The following is an 18,743-nucleotide window of genomic DNA, read 5'->3' on the forward strand; positions in this document are numbered from 1 at the left end:
TCAGGGATGATCGAACGTGAGTGAACTCAGCGTCGAGATCCGGCGACTTCGTCTCGCCGGTGGAATGAATCAGACTCAGCTTGGCGCCGCGCTGCGCGTGTCCAAGTCGCTCATCGCGGGATTCGAGACGGGGCGGCACATCCCGCAGGCGGACACCGCGACCAACCTGGACCAGCTCTTCGGCACCGATGACAAGTTCGCCAAGTTGTCGTTGGAGGCACGGGAAGACCGATACCCGTGGATGCGTCCGTGGGTCGAGCACGAGCGCCGCGCGCTGCTGTTACGCACGTACGAGCCGCTGCTCATCCCCGGACTGCTGCAGACCGAGGGCTACATGCGGGCGGTGTTGGCGACCTCCACGATGAACGACGGGCGGATCGACGACCTGGTGCGCACCCGGCTGGAGCGCCAAGCCGCGACATTGGGCCGGGACAACCCGGTGGTGATCTCGGCCATCATCGGGGAATTCGCGCTCAGCCGTAGCCCCCGCGAGGTGATGAAGGACCAGCTGGGCCACCTGGTCGACCTCGGCCACCGGCCGTCGGTCAAGGTCCGGGTACTGCCGGATGAGGCCGGACTGCACCTTGGCCTCGGCGGCGCGTTCGTGATCGCCAGCCTGCCGGACGGTCGGCGCTGTGGCTATCTGGACAACCAGTTGAAGGGCACCGTGGTGTCCAGCCATGGCGAAGTGACCGAGCTGGAACTAGCCTGGGAATCCGTGGACGGACTCGCGCTGCCGGTGGTGCAGTCCCGGGATCTGATGCTGAGGATGATCGATGAGCGCAAGTGAACCGCGCTGGCGGAAGTCCAGCCGATCGGCCAACGGCGGTAACAGCTGTGTTGAGGTGGCCGACAACCTTCCCGGTCGGGTCCTGGTCCGGGACACCAAGGACCGTGCCGGCGGTACGTTGACCTTCGGCCCGGCCGCCTGGTCGTCGTTCGTCGAGTCGACCAAGGACACGAGCACCACCGCCACCGCCTGACCCGCTTCCCGCAATGCTCCCCGGAACCCCGGTCACCCTCGTACGAGGTGGCCGGGGTCTCTTCGCTGCGTCGCTCGTGGACCTGCGATGGAAGCTCGCCGGGAACCATATTGTCGTTCGTGGTTGATCCCGTAGGGGGATCATGATCCCCCTACGGGATCAACCACGAACGCACTACAGGTCCGTACGGGCGCTCAGGTGCTGTGGGCGGGAACCTTAGTGTTGCCGCCCTGAATCTCATACGTTCCGTCGCCGCCCAGGTCACGCGAGTTCAGCAGAGCCTGTGCCCGCCACTCGTCCGACGGCCATGTGGTGGCCATCGACCATCGGACACCAGCGAGAGACACCCCACCCAGATCCACATCGCTGAGATTGGCATCCGTGAAGTCGCTCCGGACGTGGTCGAGGGCGCGGCTGAGGTTGCGAGTGAGGGTGCGGTCGCTGGTGGGGACGCGGTCGAGGTTGAGGGAGCGGGTGAGGCCGACGGCACGGGTGAGGTCGAGGGTGATGAGATTGCGGTCGATGGCTCGGTTGGTTGCCGCTGCATTGGTGATCGCCAGGATGAGAACGAGGGCGACAATGGCCGGGTGGTTGCGGAGAGCTAGGCGGCTGGCGATGTCCAACGACATCAGTCGAGCGGCGACCGCACCCTGAAAAATCTGACCGGTCGGGAGTCGCGCCGGGCTGTTCGGGATCTACGGCCGGTGAACAGATCGTCGTGGTTCATGTGGCACCCCCCGCTCGGCGGAGGTGTTCGGCGAGCGCGCGGCGGACGAGCTTCAAGCTGGCCCGTACCGCCTCGGGTGTGACGTTCGACGGCGATCTCCTGCGGCTGGTAGCCGTCGAACGTCCACGCCATGACCTGCCGTTGTCGCCAGGGAAGTGTGGCCGGCAGCCGTAGGACGTCATGTCGCTGCTCCCAGGCGGAGATGTCGGCGGAGGCCGAAAGCAACGGGCTGAACAGCTCCGGCTCGGTAGCCACCTCCTGGCCGAATTGTCGACGGCCGTACCGGCGGGACGCGACCCGCCGGGCCACGCGCGCGGATGCCGGATCGACGGCCAGCTCTGGTACGCCTCGATCATCGTCTCTTGGGCGATGTCGGTGGGGTCGGCAAGTCCGGCACCCATCCAGAGCAGGAAGTTGACCAGGGCTTTGACCTCTGCCCGGTAAAGGCGCTGTAGGCGGCGACATCGACCCGGGGTGGGTCCGGGTCGTGGTGACCCGGCACGCCGGTCGCGGTCGTGGGCAACGTACGTCCCGGTTCGTCGGGAGGTTCCAGCACGTGATTCATCAGCACTCGTTTCGGGTTAGCGCGGTAGCCGTCTGCAGGTAGTCGCGCAGCTCCCGCTCCTGGCGCAGTCGGGAGTGCAGCCATAGCCTTTCGCCTGTCTGCTGTGCTCACTGCTAAGTGGCGCGAGGACAGCCCTGGCGTGAACTTGAAGCCAAGAACTTTACGGCCTGCATGCACGCACGGCCGCGCTCGATGACGTCTGCTTTGGATCCGTGGTTAGATGCCGGACCATGGGTGGGATCTGGCGTTGGATCGTCGGCTTCGTGGGACTGGTCCTGCTCGTTGCGGGGGTGTGGCAGACCGTGCGGGTCCCGGACAGCGGCGGTGGTGTCATCGCCGTCATCGCGGCGGGCGGGTTGTTGGCCGTCAGCCCGCTCGTGGTCGAGCGGTTGACCGTGTTGGCGATCGGACCGGACGGAGTGAGCGTCGGCCTCGTCTCGGACATCGAGAACGTTGCGCCCCAATCGGCAGAAATCATGCGACAGACCGAGCTGATCGGTCTCGCGGAGTCCTACGCGCTCGTGCACGAGGAGCTGCGTGGCGCGGAGCACTATGCGGCCAGGGTCGCGTTGCAGGGTCTGCTCGTGAAGCGCGCGGCGTCTCTGGCATTGCGCCGGAAGTTCGACCCGCTTGAGGTCAGGCGGCTGTTCGCGGAAGGGGCTCCGGTCGTCCGGGTTCTCGTGCTCGGGTTGATGAGAGGCGACTCGTCGTTGACTGATGTGAACACCATTCGCGCGGCTGTCACCGAGTCCCGGTCGCGCAACGAGCAGTATCAGGGCCTGCTGCTCGCCGAAGCGGAGTGGCGCCGATTGAGCGCGTCTGACAAGTCCTTGATCTTGGCTGCCATCGACGCTGCCCGGCTCGAAGCGGGCAGTGACCGAGCGTCCATCGCTGAACGGCTACGGTCGCGTACCTGAGGTCTCAGGTGTGCGGCATCGATTCGTCGAACAGCCGGACCAGCGGCCAGATGGTGTCCTCGCCGACGCCGAGCATGGCCAGCGTGACGCCGTCGCCCGTGCCGTGGCCAGGGTAGTGCCGCAGTAGCGCACTGACGCCGACGTTCACGCCCTCCTTCTCGTAGTAGCGGACCCGGCCCTCGGCGTCGGTCCTGAACTCCAGCCCGTACCCGGTCGCCAGGTAGCCCTCTGCCTGCGCGTACGGGATGAACATCGCGGCGGTCGACTCCGGTCCCAGCAGCCGGCCCTCGGCGAGCGCCCGGTGGAACGCGGTGAGGTCACCGACGGTCGTGTACGCGCCGCCGGCCGGGTCGCCGACCGGCGGGTACGAGAAGATGTTGCGCCGCCAGCCGGTGATCTCGCCGTCGGCGTCCCGGATCGCCTCCACACCTTCGGCGACGTCCGAAGCGACGACATCCATGCGCAGAAACGCCGACCGGCTCATGCCGGCGGGCTCGAAGACGTTGGCGTGCACGTACTCGCGGTAGGAGCCGCCGGTGGCGCGCTCGACCATGAGGCCGAGCAGGAGGTAGCCGACGTTGCAGTACCGGCAGGCCTCGCCCGGCGCGAACCTGGGCGGTTTGGTGACGAAGTGCGGCAGGTGGTGCGCGGTCTCGGTGAACGCGTACGTCGGCTCGTCGACGAACAGGTCCTCGTACCGCTCGCCGTCCGACTCGTCGGCGTCGTCGGCGATCCCGGAGGTGTGGGTGAGCAGGTGGTACGGGGTGACGTCCGGCGAGATCGTGGTGCCGGTAAGCCCGAGGTACTCGACCGCCGAGGTCTCCAGCGCGAACGCGCCGCGCTCGATCTGTTGCAGTACGGCGACGGCGGTGAACAGCTTCGTGACCGACGCGGTGTCGAACCGGGTGTCCAGGGTGCACGCTGTGCGGCAGGCCCGGTTGGCGTACCCGTACGCGCCGGCGAGCAGCCGTTGGTCTCCCAAGGTGACCAGGACCGAGCCGGTGAACTCGTCGCGCGCGGCACGTTCGCCGAGCGCGGCGGAAAACGTCGAGAGGTCGGGCACGGTGGTGAGCATCGCAACCGGAGACCGGTGCCGCCACCGATTTGCCGGGGTACGGGCGACACCTGCGCTGCCGGCTGGTCCGCGACCAACCGGTTCGTGATCGGCCGCCCGGCCTTCGTCTGGTCAACCGCCTCCGGCTCGCCGTACCCGGTCGGCTGGTCGACTACGTCGTTGCCCTGCTGCTGGCCGTCTTCGGGACCGGGCCGGTCGTGGCCTTCGCCGGCATGCTGGGACTGCTCGTCGCCCTCGATCGGGTCGGCGGCCTGCCGGGTCGGCGGCCGCTGTGGCACGCCGGTGTCGGTCACGCCGCTTCCGGGTCCAGACTCGGTACGTCCAGCCCGGCGGCACGCAGCGCCGACGTCCGGTCGTCGCGGGTCAACTCCTCGCGGGCGAGCAGGCTGGCGTACTCGGCGACGCCGGCCGGGTCCGGTACCGTGCCCATCCGGTCGAGGAAACGCGCGATCTGGGTGGCTGCGTCGGCGTGGGCCCGCGCCGCCCGTACCGCCTGCGCGAGCGCGGCGTCGCCCGCTCCGTCGTCGTCAGTCATGTGACCCCCCGGGTACGTCGCTCCTCAGCCAGTCGAGGCTCTACCCGTTCGCCGGCCGATCATGCGGGCCCGACCGCGCGGGCGGCCGGGAGGTGCCGTGGCGACACCTCCCGGCCGGGGCGGGGCCGGATCAGCCGAGCATGCCGGCGCCGGCTCCCGCGCGTACCAGGGCTGGCACGTCTGCCGCCGGATCCAGCTGGTACGGGTAGTAGGTGCGCGGTTCGACCACCGAACCGGTGGTCTCCGGCACGCCCGAGTCGACGAAGATGTTGGCGCGTTGCACCGCCCGGCCCGGTCCGCTGTCGGCGTAGCCGCTGGCGGAGAAGATCGGGAACGGCACGTTCTCGAAGTAGTTGCCCTCGACGAGCACGCCGGCGTTCTCGGTCGACGCGACACCGTACAGCTCGTTGTCGAGGAAGTAGTTGTTGTAGACGTGCACCGGTTCGGCGAAGCGCACCCGAGGGTGGCGTTGCCGGCTGTGGTCGAAGAAGTTGTGGTGGATGCTGACCTTGAGTTTGCCGGTGTCGGTCGACCCGGCGCCGTCGGAGTGGCTGATCAGCATGCTCTTGTCGGCGTGGTCGAAGTGGTTCCAGGAGATGGTCACGTAGTCCGCGCCGCGTACGACGTCGATCGAACCGTCCACCGCGCCGGAGAAGGTGTTGTGGTCGATCCAGATGTGGTGTGACTCCTGGCCGACGTTGATCGCGTCGTCCTCGGCGTCGGTGAAGTGGATGTTGCGCACGATCACGTTGTACGAGCGGTAGAAGTCCAGCCCGCCGCCGGTGATCTCGGCGTCGTCGCCGAGCCCGACGATGGTCTTGTTCGGCCGTACGCCTTTCTTGCTGCTGATCTGGATGGTGCCCCGCACCTGGATGACCAGCGGGCCGATGGTGTCGATGTAGGACAGGAAGTCCGTGGTGTTGGTGGCGGTCACCACCGGTCCGCCGGTGCCGCCGGTGGTGCCGGCCTGACCGAGGGCGTCGACGCTGGCGAACCCGTTCGGTCGGTCACCGGCGACCGGCGGCGGGCTGGTCGGTGGCCCGGTTGTCGGTGGCCCGGTCGGGGTCGGCACCGGGTCGATCGTGCTCACCACGACGTCGTCGACGTTGGCGCTGGCGTTGAAGGTTGCCACCCCGACACCGCCGCTGACGTACCGGGTGTCGGTCGCGGTCAGCGTCGGACCGCCGTCGACCTGTCCGGTCAGGGTGGTGCCGGCGACGGTGAGCCGCAGCGTGTACCAGGTGCCGGTGTCGACGGGCAGGCTGGCGCTGGCCAGCGTGGTGCTGGACCCGCCGACCAGGCGTTTCAGCTCGACCCGGTCACTGCTGCGCAGCGCCAGGTAGTAGTAGCTGGTGGTGGAGGCGACTCGGGCGAGGACGGCCACGAACCGGTCACTGCCGTTGAAGGCGGTCGGCTTGACCCGTACGGCCACTGTGTAGTCGGTCCAGCCGGGGTCGCCGGCCACCGCTCGGGCGTTGGCGCTGGTGCCGCCCTGGCGCAGCACCGGTCCGGCGTCGTCGGTGAAGTCGTCGGCGAGCAGGGTCGCCGCCTGCGCGCTGCCGGCGATGGTGAGCGTGGCTGCGGCGACCAGCGCGGCCAGTCCGCCGGCGAGCAGGGTGCGGGTCGCGGTGCGTGGGCTCATCGGTCAGCCCAGCTTTCCGGCACCGGCGCCGGCCGGGACGATGGTCGGTACGTCGGCCGCGTCGTCGAGTCGGTAGCCGTAGTACTGACTGGGCTCGGGGACGGTGCCCCGGGTCTCGATCGGGTGGTTGCAGTCGACCAGGATGTTGCCGCGTTCGACGATGCGGCCCTGGTCGCCGCTGAAGATCACCCGGCCGGGGTTGTTGACGCTGTAGAAGTAGTTGTTCTCGATCAGCACGGCCGCGTCGTAGGTGGAGGCGACGCCGTAGCTGTTGTCGAAGTAGTAGTTGTTGTAGACGTGGGTGGAGGCGGAGAAGCGCACCCGTGGATTCCGCTGGTCGGACCGGTCGAAGAAGTTGTGGTGGTAGGTGACCCGTAGCCGGCCGATGTCCTGCGGGCCGGCGTCCTCGTCGTGGCCGAGCAGCAGCGTCTTGGCATGGTCGAAGAAGTGGTTCCAGGAGACCGTCACGTAGTCGGATCCCCGCTTGATGTCGACCGCGCCGTCGTCGCCGTTGGAGAACGAGTTGTGGTCGATCCAGATGTGATGGCTGAACATCTGCACGTTGATCAGGTCGTCGGTCGCGCCGGTGAGGTGCAGGTTACGGATGATCACATTGTGCACCGCGTTCGCCGGGGGTGCGGTGACATCGTCGTCGATCGGCAGGCCGATGTTCAGCCCGCCGCCGGAGAGCGTGGCGTCGTCGCCGAGGCCGACGATCGTCTTGTCCGATGCCACGTCGTACATCCCGTCGCTGGTGCCGGTAGGCAGCGTGATGGTGCCGGCGACCTGGATGACGTACGGCCCGGGGCGGGCGATGTGATCGAGGAAGCCGGCGGTGTCGCGGACGGTGACCACCGGCCCGCCGGCACCTCCGGTGGTGCCGGCGGTGCCGAGGCCCGCGACGCTGGCCCAGCCGTCCGGTTGCCCGGCCGGCGGTGGCGTGACGGTCGGGGGTGGCGTGACGGTCGGCGTGGCCGTCGGTGACGTCGAGGGCGAGGGAGTCGCGCTCGGAGTCGCGCTCGGAGTCGGGCCGGGACTGGCTGTCGGGCTGGGCCCGGGTGGTGCGCTGACGACGGTGACGTCGTCGAAGGCGGCGGCCGTGTAGCGGGACAGCAGCGCGATCTGGCCGGTGCCGTAGCTGTCGTCGGCGGCGGCCACGGACGGCCCGCCGTCGACCGCGCCGGTCAGGCCGCTGCCCGACACGGTCAGCCGGAGCGTGTACCAGGTGTCGGTCTCCACCGGCAGCGTGGCGCTGGCCAGTGGGATCAGCGTGCCACCGGCCCGTCGGCCCAAGGTCAGTGTGTCGTCGCCGCCCAGCGCCAGGTAGTAGTAGCTGGTGCTGCCCTGGGCTCGGGCGGCCAGCCCGGCGAAGCCACCGGTGCTTCCGTGGTCGGTCGGCCGCACCCGGGCGGACACGGTGTAGTCGGTCCAGGTCGCCTGCCCGTCGCGCATCCGGGCGTCGGCGCTGGTGCCGCGCTGCGCGAGCGCCGGGTCGCCGTCGATCGGCTCGACCCGCCAGGACCCGCCGGAGGAACTCCAGCCGTTGTGGTTGCCGTCGGTGAAGTCGTCGGCGAACAGGGTCGCCGCCTGGGCCGGCGTGGTGCCGGTCAGGACCGTCGCGGTGAGGAACGCGGTGGTGAGCAGGCCGGCCAGGCCGGCGGCGGTCAGCGGACGCCAGTGTCCGATTCGCATCAGTTGATCCTTCCCACGCCGGCACCCGCCGACACGATCTGCGGCACCTGGGCGGCGTCGTCCAGGGTGTACGAGTAGTAGCTGCCGGGTTCGGCGACGGTTCCGTTGGTCTCGCAGACCCCGGACCGGACGAAGACGTTGTGCCGTTGCACCAGCCGGCCGGGACCGGAGTCGGCGTACCCGCTGGCCGAGTGACACGGGTAGGCGACGTCGGCGAAGTAGTTGCCTTCGACGAGCACGCCGGCGTTCTCGGTGGAGACCACGCCGTAGAGTCCGATGCCCCGGTAGTAGTTGTTGTAGACGTGCACAGGCTCGCCGAACCGCACCCGTGGGTGCCGCTGGTGGGACCCGTCGAAGTAGTTGTGGTGGTAGGTGACCTTCAGGTATCCGATGTCGTCGGTGAACGAGTCGGAGTGGCCGAGCAGCATGCTCTTGTCGGTGCCGTGGAACCGGTTCCAGGAGACCGTGACGTAGCTTGATCGTCGTTTGACGTCGACCGACCCGTCGTAGCCCGGGTAGAACTCGTTGTGGTCGATCCAGACGTGATGGGATCCGTTGTGGACGCTGATCGAGTCGTCGTCGGCGTCGCGGAAGGTGATGTTGCGGACGATCACGTTGTTGCCGGGCCGGGTGGTGGTGCCCAGCTGCAGCCCACCGCCGACGATCTCGGCGGTGTCGCCCAGCCCGACGATCGTCTTGTCGGCCACCACGGTCACCATCCCGGAGACCTGGATCCGTCCGGACACCTCGATCACGTACGGGGTGTTGGCCCCGGCGTACTGGGCGAGTTCAACCGCGGTGGTGACGGTGACGGTCGGGCCGCCGACCCCGCCGGTGGTGCCGGGAAGACCCATCGCCGGTACGGCCGCGTACCCGTCGGGCTGGCCGGGTCGCGGCACCGGCGGCGGGCTGGTCGGTGTCGGCGATCCGGTCGGAGTCGGAGTCGGGGTTGGCGGTCCGGTGGGAGTCGGTGAGATCGTCGGTGCGGGGGTCGGCGACGGCGTGCCGCTCGGCTCGGGCGTCGCGCTCGGCGACGGACCCGGTCCGGCGCTGTCGGTGACCGTGACGTCGTCGAAGGACGCGCTGGCGTAGTAGGTCACCAGCCCGACCCGCCCTGATCCGAGGGTGCTGTCGACCGTGCTGAGCAGGGCCCGGCCGTCGACGTAGCCGCGCAGATCGGTGCCGAACGCCTCCAGCCGTACGGTGTGCCAGCTCCCGGGCGTCACGGTGGTCGGCGCGCTGGCCAGTGTCGTGTAACCACCCGAGCCCCGGCGGCCGAGCACGACCTGCCCGTCGGCGCGCAGCGCCAGGTAGTAGTAGGTGGTCATGTTCCGGGCCCGGGCGGCGACGCCGACGAATCGGTCGCTTCCGCCGAAGGCCAGTGGGTTGACCCTGGCCTGTACGGCCTGGTCGGTCCAGGTCGCGCCGGCCTGGGCCTTGGCGTCCGAGCCGGTGCCGGACTGCCGGTAGACGCCGGATCCGTCGGTGACCACCGACCAGCTGCCGCCGGAACGGGTCCAGCCGGCGGCCGAGCCGGTGTCGAAGTCGTCACTGAACAGCGTCGCCGCGTGTGCCACGCTCGCCAGCGAAACGGCGAGGACGATGGCGAGCGAAACGGCGAGGGCTGCGGCCAGCGCGGTGGCCACAGCCGTGGCCGGTGTGGTGGCACCGTGCCCGGCGGTGACCCGCGATCCGGTACGGCCGGCGCGCGGCCGGATGTCCGTCCGGGTGGACGTCGTGTTCCGCCCGGTCATCAGATCCTGCCCACGCCGGCACCGGCGATGACGATCGTCCGCACGTCTGCCGGATCGTCCATCTGGTAGCTGTAGTAGTCGCGGGGTTCCTGCACGGTGCCGCTGCACACCGGTTGGCCCGGTTCGTTGCCGGCGTACACGTTGTCGCGGGCCACGCAGCGGCCGGACGGCCCGGCGTACCGGTTGGTGATCGGTTCTTCGACGCTGTCGAAGTAGTTGCCCTCGACCATGCAGCCGGCATTGGCCTGACAGGCGACTCCGGTGTCGGTGTTGCGGTAGAAGTAGTTGTTGTAGATGTGCACCGGCTCGCCGAAACGGACCCGGGGGTTGCGCTGCGGGGCGTCGTCCAGCCAGTTGTGGTGGTAGGTGACCTTGAGCCGGCCGATGTCCTGGGCGCCGTTGTCGTCGTCGTGGCCGAGCAGCATGTTCTTGGTGTGGTGGTGGAAGTGGTTCCACGAGATCGTGACGTACGACGAGCCGCGTTTGACGTCGAGTAGACCGTCGTAGCCGTGGGCCAGGTCGTTGTGGTCGATCCACACGTGATGCGAGAACATCTGGATGTTGATCGAGTCGTCGGTCGCGCCCCGGAAGATCATGTTCCGGATGATCACGTTGTGGACGGCGTCAGCCGGTGGGCTGGTCATGCTGTTGTCGATCGGCAGGCCGATGTTGAGGCCACCCCCGGTGATGCCGGAGTTCGCGCCGATGCCGACGATCGTCTTGTCCGAGGTGACGTCGTGCATCTGCGGGGTCGACGGCAGTTGGATCATGCCCCGTACGCAGATGTTGAGCGGTCCGGCCTGGCCGATCGCGGCGATGAACTCGGCGGCGGTGTCGACCTCGACGGTTGGTCCGCCGGCCCCGCCGGTCGTGCCGTCCTGCCCCCAGGCGTCGACCGAGGCGAATCCGGTCGGCCGGCCCGAGGTGTCGCAGGTTCCCGACGGCGGCGGAGACACGGTCGGGGAGACCGACGGTGACGGAGACGGAGACGGGGTCGGGGTGACGGACGGGCTCGGTGTCGGCGTTCCGGGTCCGCCGGGTGCGGCGTCGTCGGTGACCAAAAGGTCGTCGAAGGAGGCGCTGGCGTAGCGGGTGTAGAGCCCGACCCGGCCGTTGGCCAGGCTGGCATCGGTGGCGTCGATCACCTCGGTGCCGTCGAGGAAGCCGCGCAGACTGGTGCCGAACGCTTCCAGCCGCAGCGTGTACCAGGTGCCGGGGGTGACGGTGGCGGCGCTCGACGCGATCACCTGTGGACTGCCGCCGGTGCGTTTGCTGAGCTGGATCCGACCGGTGTTCGTCAGGCCGAGCTGGTAGTAGCTGGTCATGCTCTGGGCTCTGGCCAGCACTCCGACGCTGCGGTCGGTGCCGTTGAACGCGGCCGGTCTGACTCTGGCCCGCACGCTGTAGTTCGTCCAGGCGCTCGATCCGCTCTGCGCTTTGGCGTCGCTGCCGGTGCTGGACTGGTGGTAGACCCCGGAGCCGTCGCTGATCACCGACCAGCTGCCACCGGATCTGGTCCACGAGTTGCTGGTGCCGTCGTCGAAGTCTTCGGAGTAGAGGGTGGCCGCGTGCGCGGTGCTCGCGCTGACGGCGATCACGGCGACGGCGATCACGGCGACGGCGATCACCGCGGCGATCGCGCCGCCGGTGCGGGCCGTGTCGAGTCCGGCGGCTGTGATCGGCCGACGGCGGGAGAACCTCGATCGTCTGGGCAAAGGCATGGATGTCGCCCTTTCCGCTGCCCACCGGCTGCGCGGCGGGGTGGGGGTGGGGCCGGTGGCGTGGGTGCCGGGCCGCCGGCCGACCGGTTCGCGGGTACGCCGAGCACCCCTGTCGGTGTCCGGGAGGGTGCGTGTCCCGAACGGTGCAGGGGTTGGTGGTGGGGGTGGGATAAGCGGTTGTAACAGCGACGTAACCGACTGTTCTCAACGTAGGGAAAGGGCTTTCCTTGCGTCAAGGGGATCGATGTGCAGGAATTTTGCAGCGGTCCGGACCGCGCCACCTACCGCCCAGACGGCGACAGCCGTACGGGCCCGTGGTCCCCGATGGATCTCGGGAACCACGGGCCCGTACGGCCTGATGGCTCTGGTGCGGGCGGGCTCAGCCCAGGTCGGCGAACTGGCCGGGCTTGCGACCGGGACCAGCCGGACCACGGTAGGCCTGGGCGATGTCCAGCCACTGGTCGGCCTGCGCGCCCTCGGCGGTCAGCGCCAGGTCGGCCCGGTGCCGGCGACGGGTGACCAGCAGACAGAGGTCCACGGCCGGCCCGGTGATCCGCTGGGTGGAGTCGGCCGGACCGTGTTCCCACAGCCGCCCCGACGGGCCGGTCAACTCGAAGCGCAACTGCACGTCCGGCACCTCCAGACCCCGCGCCAGGTAGCCGAAGTCCCAGGTCCGGACCGCGAAGCCGACCAGGAAGCCGACCCGTTCGGTGCGTTCGATCCGAACCTTGAGCGCGTCGGCGATGTCCTGACCGTGGCCGAACAGCTCCATCATGCCCGCCATTGCCAGCACTCCCGGCGGCAGCGGGCGGACCAGCCACGGCACGACCTGGTCGGCAGGTACGGCGGCCAGCGCCTTCTCCGCGGCTTCCCGTTCGCTCCGCCACCGGGCGAGCAGCCCCGACGGCGTCTCCACCAGATATTCGGTCAGGGCCCGTTCCACGTTGGCGTTGAAGTCGGGGCCGAGTCGGGCGGTGAGCGCGGTGAAGCCGTCCGGGTCGGCGGCGGCCATCCCGGCCAGGCGGAAGGTTGCGGCGAGGTGGGCGATCTGGTGGGCGATCGTCCACCCCGGAGCGGGGGTCGCCATCCGCCACTGTTCGTCGGTCAAGCCACTGACGAGTCGGTCGACGACCGCGCCCTCGGCGGAGAGCGCGGAGATCACGTCCGGTTGCTGGGCCATGCCATTTCCCTTCATTGCGGTCTCCGGCGCACCGGCTGATGCATTCACGGCGTTTTCCGATACGTTGCGGTCAACGGCCAACGGCCAACGGCCAGCGACCCGGCCCGGGTCGTGGCGTACGTGTCCGGTGCCGAGTCCGGATGTGTGCCACGCCGGCACCGGGGCTTTCCAGAGCCGACCGTGCGGATCGAGCGTAAACGAGTCTCGGATAGACGTACGTCTCCCAGCGTGCGGACCCGAAGGGCCGTATGCCGGTCCTGGGTCGATCGATCGCTACATGCGACGGTGATCCGTCGTTGCCGATATTGCGGTTCTCTTCCTTGTTAAGTACGGCTGGAGCGAAGCAATCACGGAGATGCCGGCCTCGGTCGGCGGCCCGCACGATGGATGGCGGACGAGTGGAGGAATGTGTCCGCGTGGAGCTCGACGACCGCCGGAGACGACTGCCGGAAATGAAGACAACGCCAGGTATCCAGAGATTACGGGAGGCGCATCGTGCATTCAGATCCGGCGGCCGACGAGACGACCATGACGTTGGAGGCGTACGCCGACACCATCCTGCCGGGCGAGAAGCGGTGGCCCGGCGACCGGGCGATCGCGGGCGTTTCCGTCGGCGGTGGGGCCGTGGTCTGCGGTGCGTTGGAGGTGTTGCGCGGTGAGGAAGGCGGCATGGCGCCCCTGCTGGAGGAGCTGGCTGTCGGCCTCAACGACCACGCAGGCGAGTACGCCGAGACCCACGGCCGCACTCTCGACGACGACGTCCCGCCCTTCGTCGCCCTCGACTATCCCGACCGGGTCGCGCTGATCCAGCAGCTCACGTCGGTCGACTTCGAGGAACGCGAACTGTGGATCAGTTTGGCGATGTTCAACACCATCGCCTTTGACGCGGCCTCGCACATGCACACCACCGACGCGTTCGCCCAGGGGCATCCAGGCCTGTTGACACTCGGCTACTTTCCGCCGGACCAGGATGGCCTCTGGCGTTTTCCTGCCTATTCGTACGGGCGGGCCTTGGCCGATCTGCACCCCGACACCACCCCCTCAGGGAGCCCGGCATGACGAGTATCGAATCAACTGACGTCCTGGTGATCGGAAGTGGATTCGGCGGAGCGATCACCGCATATCATCTGGCGGCCGGGGGCGCTCGCGTCGTCATGCTGGAACGCGGTCCGTGGCTGACCGGACCGGAATTCGACCAGGATTTCAAGTTCGGTTCGTCGACGACCCGGGCGTTCGACTTCGTCATCGGTGACGGCATGAGCGTGCTCGGCGGCAACTGCGTCGGCGGCGGCAGCGTGGTGTACTTCGCGGCGATGCCGCGCGCCCCCCGGTTCACTTTCGACCGCCAGGGCAGCATCGGGCGCCGGATGTGGCCGGCGGCCATCTCCCGCGACACGCTCGACCCATGGTACGACCGGGTTGCCGAGGCGTTGCCGATCACGCAGACGACCTGGGACAAGGTGCCCTACGCCGGTGGCCTGTTCGCCGCCGCCTGCCGGCACTCCGGCCGGACGGCCAACCCGGTCCCGGTGGCGATCGACGACGCCAAGTGCACCAACTGCAACTGGATGATGTCCGGGTGTCGCTTCGACGCGAAACGGTCGCTGCTGCTCAACTATCTGCCGGCGGCGATCAGCCACGGTACCCAGATCCGGCCCATGCACGAGGTACAGCATCTGACCCGCAACGACGACGGCGGCTACCGGGTGCATTACTCGGTGATCGACGACGTCGACTACCGGGTCGAGGTCGGCAGTGGAGCGATCGACGCCAAGATCGTCATCGTGGCCGCCGGTGCCGCCGCGACCCCGGTGATCCTGCAGCGGTCCGCACCGCATCTGGGCACCATGCCGGCAGCGGTCGGCCGCTACTTCTCCGGCAACGGCGAACGGCTCAACACCGCGATCATGAACGAGGACCGGATCCGTGACGTGCTCGGCCTTTCCCGCGCCGAAGGGATCGCCTACCAGGCGTACCAGATTGGTAAGGGGCCCACCGTCGCCAACTGGGACCGGTTGGACGGATCGCTCCCCGAATACCACCGCTACTCGCTGGAGCAGCTCTATTTTCCGCCCGGCTTCGGCACGATCCTCGCCCAGGTGCCGGACGCGACCGGTCCGACCTGGTTCGGTGCCGAAAAGAAGGAGATCCTGCGGCGCTGGCAGTCGTGGCTGACGGTGTTCACGATGAGCGAGGACGACAACGAGGGCGAATTCGGCACCCCGCCGCCGTCGGGCAACGCGGTACGGCTGTCCCAGCAGATGCTGTCCCGGGGGCCGCTGCGGTACCGGCCGACCGCCAATACGCTGCTCGGCTGGCAGAAGTCCGACGCCGAGGTGCGCGACATCCTGGAGCGCGACGGCCTGTCGCGGGTGCTGCCGTGGACCAACGAGCTGGTGGGCGCCTACACGGTGCACCCGCTCGCGTCATGTCGCATCGGCGACGACCCGGCGACGTCGGCCTTGGACGATCGGCACGAGCTTCGGGGCCATCCGGGAATCTTCGTCACCGACGGTTCGGCGGTGCCCGGCGCGTTGACCGTCAACCCGGCGATGACGATCAGCGCCCTCGCAGAGCGGGCGGTTCCCGGCATCGTCGAGGCCGCCCGGCAACGGGGTGTCCAGGTGACCTACGGCGCGCCGGCACCGAGCGGGGAGACCGCCGGCCGTCGCGGTGTGCTTCAGCACGCGGTCACCTCGACCGCCCACTGAACAGGGCCGAGTCCACCACTCAGGACGGCCGTCGCGGCGGTGGTCCAGGTAGGCAGGAGCGCATGCGCGGCTGGTTGATCCGTACGGGAGTCAAGCGGTCCTTCACCGACGTGCGGTACGTGACACCGGTGGCACCGGGGGCGGCCGTCGGGCTCGTCGCCGATGTCTACCGGCAGGTGGAGCGGGAGTTCGGCATCCTGGCGCCGCCGCTGGCGCTGCATTCGCCGGATCCCCAGGTGTTGGCCGCCTGCTGGGCGATGCTGCGCGCGACCCTGGTCGCCGACGGTCACCTGGAGCGGGCGGAGAAGGAAGCGATCGCCGCCGCCGTATCGCTGGGCAACTCCTGTCCGTACTGCGTCGAGGTGCACACGACGGTGTTGGCGGGGTTCGGCGGCGGCGAGGCGGCGCAGCTCATCTCCGCCGGCCGGCTCGACGCGGTGCCCTCGGCGCGGCTACGGGCGCTCGCCGAGTGGGGCCGGCACAGTGGCAGCGTCGGCGGGCCCGCTCTGCCGGCTACCGGCTCGTCAGCGGCCGACGCCGAGGCGATCGGTGTGGCCGTCACGTTTCACCTGCTCAACCGGATGGTCAACGTGTTCCTCGGGTCGTCGCCGATCCCGGCGGCGGCCCCGGCGCCGGTCCAGCACACGATCCGTCGCCTGCTCGGGCAGGTGATGCGGGCGGTCGCCGAACGCGGTGGCGATCCGTCCCGGTCGCCGCTGTTGCCACCGGCGCCGTTGCCGGCGGACCTGGGCTGGGCCGCGCCGGCGCCGCTGATCGCCGACGCGTTCGGTCGGGCCGCTGCAGCGATCGAGGCGGCCGGTGTCCGGAGCGTGCCGGCGCCGGTCCGCGACCACGTCACGACCGGGTTGGCCGGATGGGACGGCCAGAGCTTCGGACTCAGCCGGGCCTGGGCCGACCAGGCGGTACGTGAGCTACCAGTGGAGCATCGGCCGCTCGGGCGGTTCGTCCAGCTGGTCGCGTTCGCCGCGTACCAGGTGGATGAGACCGTGGTCGAGCCGGCCCGATCGTCGGCCGGCGGCGACGAGGCGTTGATCGGCGTCGCCGGGTGGGTCAGCTGGCGTGCGGCCCGCCGGATCGCCAGCTGGTTGTCCCGCTCGGTGCCTCCACTGCCGCGCTGACCTTTCTGGCTGACCTTTCTGGCTGACCTTTCTGGCTGACCTTTCTGGCTGACCTTTCTGGCTGACCTTTCTGGCTGGCGTCGACCCTTCGTAATGGTGCTGCCCGGGCGACTCGACCGCCCGGGCAGCACCAATGCCTACCGGGGGCTGACGTCCGGTTCGGGAGTGGAGTGCGGATCGCCGAGTGCGTCGGCGACTCTGGCGTCGCCGGCCTGCCGATCGGATATCGCCCCGGTGGCGTGCAGCCACCGGACGGTGTCGGCCATCGACTGGCGTAGCGGAATCGCCGGCTGGTCGAGCAGATCGTCGGTTGCCGACCCGTCCACCGGGCGGCCGATCCGGCAGATGTAGACCGCACCGTACTGCACCGGCAACGGGGTGGGGAGCAGCCGCTGAGCGGCGCTGGCCAGCCGACCGACGGGCAGCACCGCCGCCGACGGCAGCACGATGGTCGGTAGCCGCCGGCCGGTGACCTCCCGCAAGGTGCCGACGAACTCCCTGGTGGAGACGTAGCGTCCGGGGGCGAAGTAGCGTCGAGGTCCTTGGCCGGCGCGCAGTAGCGCGGCGTGCAGGCGGGCGACGTCGCGTACGTCGCCGACCGGGAAACCGCCGTCGGGCCAGATCGGCAGCAGACCCCGGAGGACGTCGCGGACCCTGCTGGCCTGGTCGCCGAGGTGCGGATCGTGTGGACCGAGCGAGGCCATCGGATAGGTGATGACGACCGGCGCGCCGTCCGCCTGGTGCTGCCGGGCGATCGTGTCGGCCCGTGCTTTGGTCCGCAGGTACGTTTCCCGAGGTGCCCCGACCGGCGACTGTGGGGTGATCGACGTGTCCCGGCTGGGCAGCAGCGCGCCGAAGGTCGACACGTGCACGATGGGATCCGCTCCGGCCCGCCGGGCGCGGGACAGGACGATCTCCGTACCTCGGATGTTGCTGGCCGCCATCGAGCGGTGTCGGCGGGAGTCGAAGCTGTAGACCGACGCGGCGTGCAGCACGGCGTCGCATCCGTCGACTGCCGCGTCGACGGTACTCGGGTCGGTGACGTCACCGACCACCACCTCGACGTCGTCGGCCGGTACGCCGAGCGGCACCAGCGCGGGCGCGAGCCGACGTGGATCGCGGACCAGCAGCCGCAGGCGGTGGCCGGCGTGATGGATGGCGGCCGCCGAGTGCGCGCCGATGAAGCCGGTACCTCCGGTCACCAGGACAAGCACGTCTCCTCCTCAGGATGGCTGCGCCGGGCCGCGGTGCTCAGGATGACCGCGCCGGGTTCGGCGCTCGGGTGGGCGTCGCGGTAGTCGATCGACATCGCATCGATAGCGACCCAGTGCCTCTCGGTCAGTGTTCCACGGCGGTGGGCCCCGGTTCAGCTTGTCGGATGCGCGATGGTCTCGATCCGTAGGCCTTGGTGGCAGCGACGTGGATCGTGGTCGCACAGGGCATATGACGGTGGTTGCCGGCATATCCGAAGGAGGCAGACTATTCCTTTTAGCCATGTTGAGGAGGCTGCCGCTCCGCCCGCTGCTTTCTTCGATATTGCCGAAGGTGTAACTACGAGTTACCTTGGGTCACTTTTTTTGGGCCAGGACCACTGCGGAGTGTGAAGCGGTGACGGCGGTGTCTGGTTTCGGCAGTCGGGTCGCCGAGGGTTGACGAGCGGTCGGTGAGGGCTCCGGTAGGCAGCCCTGGATGGGCGGAATTTCGGGAAAAGCGGTGGATGCCGGCGTGCGGTTGAGTGCTGCCGGGTGGACCGCGTGATTCGCGTAAATCAAGGCTCTTGTCTGATCTGTTGCGATATACCGCCGTGACCGTTCGGGTTGCCGGACGTTTGCTTGGTCAATGACCGAGCGGATAGCGGGAATCTCTACCAACCATTATCCAGACGGCATTGACCGCAGCAAGTGATGTCTTCCCTGGTAGTGGTGTCACTCATGGTGATCCGGCCCTCGATCAATCGTTGCTAGGGGTGGAGTAGGTGGGCTAGCATCGACTCGGTCGCGGTTAGTCATTGCAGATGGTGCACCTGTTCTGGTGAGGATCAGGGTGTTCGCGTGCGATTAGTTGACATGTCGACGACAGATCTTTTGATTGGCGGACCGCTG

15 protein-coding genes are annotated in these 18,743 nt (G+C 68.9%); 6 read left to right on the plus strand and 9 right to left on the minus strand.

Annotated elements, in window-relative coordinates:
* Positions 1–16: 16 nt before the first annotated feature.
* Positions 17–790, plus strand: coding sequence for a helix-turn-helix transcriptional regulator (locus O7632_RS11365; RefSeq protein ID WP_278113835.1), 774 nt, complete (start codon positions 17–19; stop codon positions 788–790).
* A complete protein-coding gene (locus O7632_RS11370) occupies positions 777–983 on the plus strand; it encodes a DUF397 domain-containing protein (protein ID WP_278113837.1) in 207 nt (68 codons plus the stop codon). The genes O7632_RS11365 and O7632_RS11370 overlap by 14 nt, the downstream gene beginning before the upstream one ends.
* Before the next feature lie 194 nt (positions 984–1,177).
* Here O7632_RS11370 and O7632_RS11375 read toward each other — a convergent pair whose 3' ends face one another.
* On the minus strand, positions 1,178–1,612 hold the full coding sequence (locus tag O7632_RS11375) for a hypothetical protein (protein ID WP_278113839.1): 435 nt from the start codon (positions 1,610–1,612) through the stop codon (positions 1,178–1,180).
* 926 nt (positions 1,613–2,538) lie between these two features.
* On the opposite strand from O7632_RS11375, the gene O7632_RS11380 reads away from it, so the two are divergent.
* Entirely contained in the window at positions 2,539–3,192 is a 654-nt protein-coding gene (locus O7632_RS11380) for a hypothetical protein (protein ID WP_278113840.1), read from the plus strand.
* Positions 3,193–3,196: 4 nt separating this feature from the next.
* On the opposite strand, the gene O7632_RS11385 is transcribed toward O7632_RS11380, so the two are convergent.
* The 7 genes from O7632_RS11385 to O7632_RS11415 all read right to left on the minus strand — a co-directional run bounded on the left by O7632_RS11385 (position 3,197) and on the right by O7632_RS11415 (position 12,791).
* Positions 3,197–4,255, minus strand: a complete 1,059-nt coding sequence (locus tag O7632_RS11385) for a serine hydrolase domain-containing protein (RefSeq protein ID WP_278113841.1) — start codon at positions 4,253–4,255, stop codon at positions 3,197–3,199.
* A gap of 301 nt (positions 4,256–4,556) precedes the next feature.
* Complete coding sequence (locus tag O7632_RS11390; protein WP_278113843.1) at positions 4,557–4,802, minus strand: hypothetical protein; 246 nt, start codon at positions 4,800–4,802, stop codon at positions 4,557–4,559.
* 130 nt (positions 4,803–4,932) lie between these two features.
* Complete coding sequence (locus O7632_RS11395; RefSeq protein ID WP_278113845.1) at positions 4,933–6,444, minus strand: LamG-like jellyroll fold domain-containing protein; 1,512 nt, start codon at positions 6,442–6,444, stop codon at positions 4,933–4,935.
* Positions 6,445–6,447: 3 nt separating this feature from the next.
* Positions 6,448–8,136: a LamG-like jellyroll fold domain-containing protein gene (locus tag O7632_RS11400; protein ID WP_278113847.1), complete on the minus strand. Its 1,689-nt coding sequence runs from the start codon at positions 8,134–8,136 to the stop codon at positions 6,448–6,450.
* Entirely contained in the window at positions 8,136–9,890 is a 1,755-nt protein-coding gene (locus O7632_RS11405; protein WP_278113848.1) for a pectate lyase, read from the minus strand. The genes O7632_RS11400 and O7632_RS11405 overlap by 1 nt, the downstream gene beginning before the upstream one ends.
* Positions 9,890–11,611 carry a family 16 glycoside hydrolase gene (locus tag O7632_RS11410; protein ID WP_278113850.1) on the minus strand — a complete coding sequence of 574 codons (1,722 nt, stop codon included), beginning with the start codon at positions 11,609–11,611 and terminating at the stop codon, positions 9,890–9,892. The genes O7632_RS11405 and O7632_RS11410 overlap by 1 nt, the downstream gene beginning before the upstream one ends.
* A 379-nt stretch (positions 11,612–11,990) precedes the next feature.
* Positions 11,991–12,791, minus strand: a complete 801-nt coding sequence (locus O7632_RS11415; protein ID WP_278113852.1) for a TIGR03084 family metal-binding protein — start codon at positions 12,789–12,791, stop codon at positions 11,991–11,993.
* Between the two features lie 528 nt (positions 12,792–13,319).
* On the opposite strand from O7632_RS11415, the gene O7632_RS11420 reads away from it, so the two are divergent.
* The 3 genes from O7632_RS11420 to O7632_RS11430 all read left to right on the plus strand — a co-directional run bounded on the left by O7632_RS11420 (position 13,320) and on the right by O7632_RS11430 (position 16,641).
* The gene (locus tag O7632_RS11420) at positions 13,320–13,850 is read left to right on the plus strand and encodes a DUF5987 family protein (protein ID WP_278119975.1); all 531 of its coding nucleotides are present in this window, start codon (positions 13,320–13,322) and stop codon (positions 13,848–13,850) included.
* Positions 13,847–15,502, plus strand: a complete 1,656-nt coding sequence (locus O7632_RS11425; RefSeq protein WP_278113854.1) for a GMC family oxidoreductase — start codon at positions 13,847–13,849, stop codon at positions 15,500–15,502. The genes O7632_RS11420 and O7632_RS11425 overlap by 4 nt, the downstream gene beginning before the upstream one ends.
* 62 nt (positions 15,503–15,564) lie before the next feature.
* The gene (locus O7632_RS11430; RefSeq protein ID WP_278113856.1) at positions 15,565–16,641 is read left to right on the plus strand and encodes a carboxymuconolactone decarboxylase family protein; all 1,077 of its coding nucleotides are present in this window, start codon (positions 15,565–15,567) and stop codon (positions 16,639–16,641) included.
* Between the two features lie 137 nt (positions 16,642–16,778).
* On the opposite strand, the gene O7632_RS11435 is transcribed toward O7632_RS11430, so the two are convergent.
* Complete coding sequence (locus O7632_RS11435; protein WP_278113859.1) at positions 16,779–17,843, minus strand: NAD-dependent epimerase/dehydratase family protein; 1,065 nt, start codon at positions 17,841–17,843, stop codon at positions 16,779–16,781.
* Between the last annotated feature and the right edge of the window lie 900 nt (positions 17,844–18,743).

It is taken from the genome of Solwaraspora sp. WMMD406 (assembly GCF_029626025.1).
Lineage (GTDB): Bacteria > Actinomycetota > Actinomycetes > Mycobacteriales > Micromonosporaceae > Micromonospora_E.

Coding starts and splice junctions, on each gene's coding strand:
- O7632_RS11370 (WP_278113837.1), top strand. CDS start 777: ATGAGCGCAAGTGAACCGCGCTGGCGGAAGTCCAGCCGATCGGCCAAC.
- O7632_RS11375 (WP_278113839.1), bottom strand. CDS start 1,612: ATGTCGTTGGACATCGCCAGCCGCCTAGCTCTCCGCAACCACCCGGCC.
- O7632_RS11390 (WP_278113843.1), bottom strand. CDS start 4,802: ATGACTGACGACGACGGAGCGGGCGACGCCGCGCTCGCGCAGGCGGTA.
- O7632_RS11395 (WP_278113845.1), bottom strand. CDS start 6,444: ATGAGCCCACGCACCGCGACCCGCACCCTGCTCGCCGGCGGACTGGCC.
- O7632_RS11400 (WP_278113847.1), bottom strand. CDS start 8,136: ATGCGAATCGGACACTGGCGTCCGCTGACCGCCGCCGGCCTGGCCGGC.
- O7632_RS11405 (WP_278113848.1), bottom strand. CDS start 9,890: ATGACCGGGCGGAACACGACGTCCACCCGGACGGACATCCGGCCGCGC.
- O7632_RS11410 (WP_278113850.1), bottom strand. CDS start 11,611: ATGCCTTTGCCCAGACGATCGAGGTTCTCCCGCCGTCGGCCGATCACA.
- O7632_RS11415 (WP_278113852.1), bottom strand. CDS start 12,791: ATGGCCCAGCAACCGGACGTGATCTCCGCGCTCTCCGCCGAGGGCGCG.
- O7632_RS11420 (WP_278119975.1), top strand. CDS start 13,320: ATGACGTTGGAGGCGTACGCCGACACCATCCTGCCGGGCGAGAAGCGG.
- O7632_RS11425 (WP_278113854.1), top strand. CDS start 13,847: ATGACGAGTATCGAATCAACTGACGTCCTGGTGATCGGAAGTGGATTC.
- O7632_RS11430 (WP_278113856.1), top strand. CDS start 15,565: ATGCGCGGCTGGTTGATCCGTACGGGAGTCAAGCGGTCCTTCACCGAC.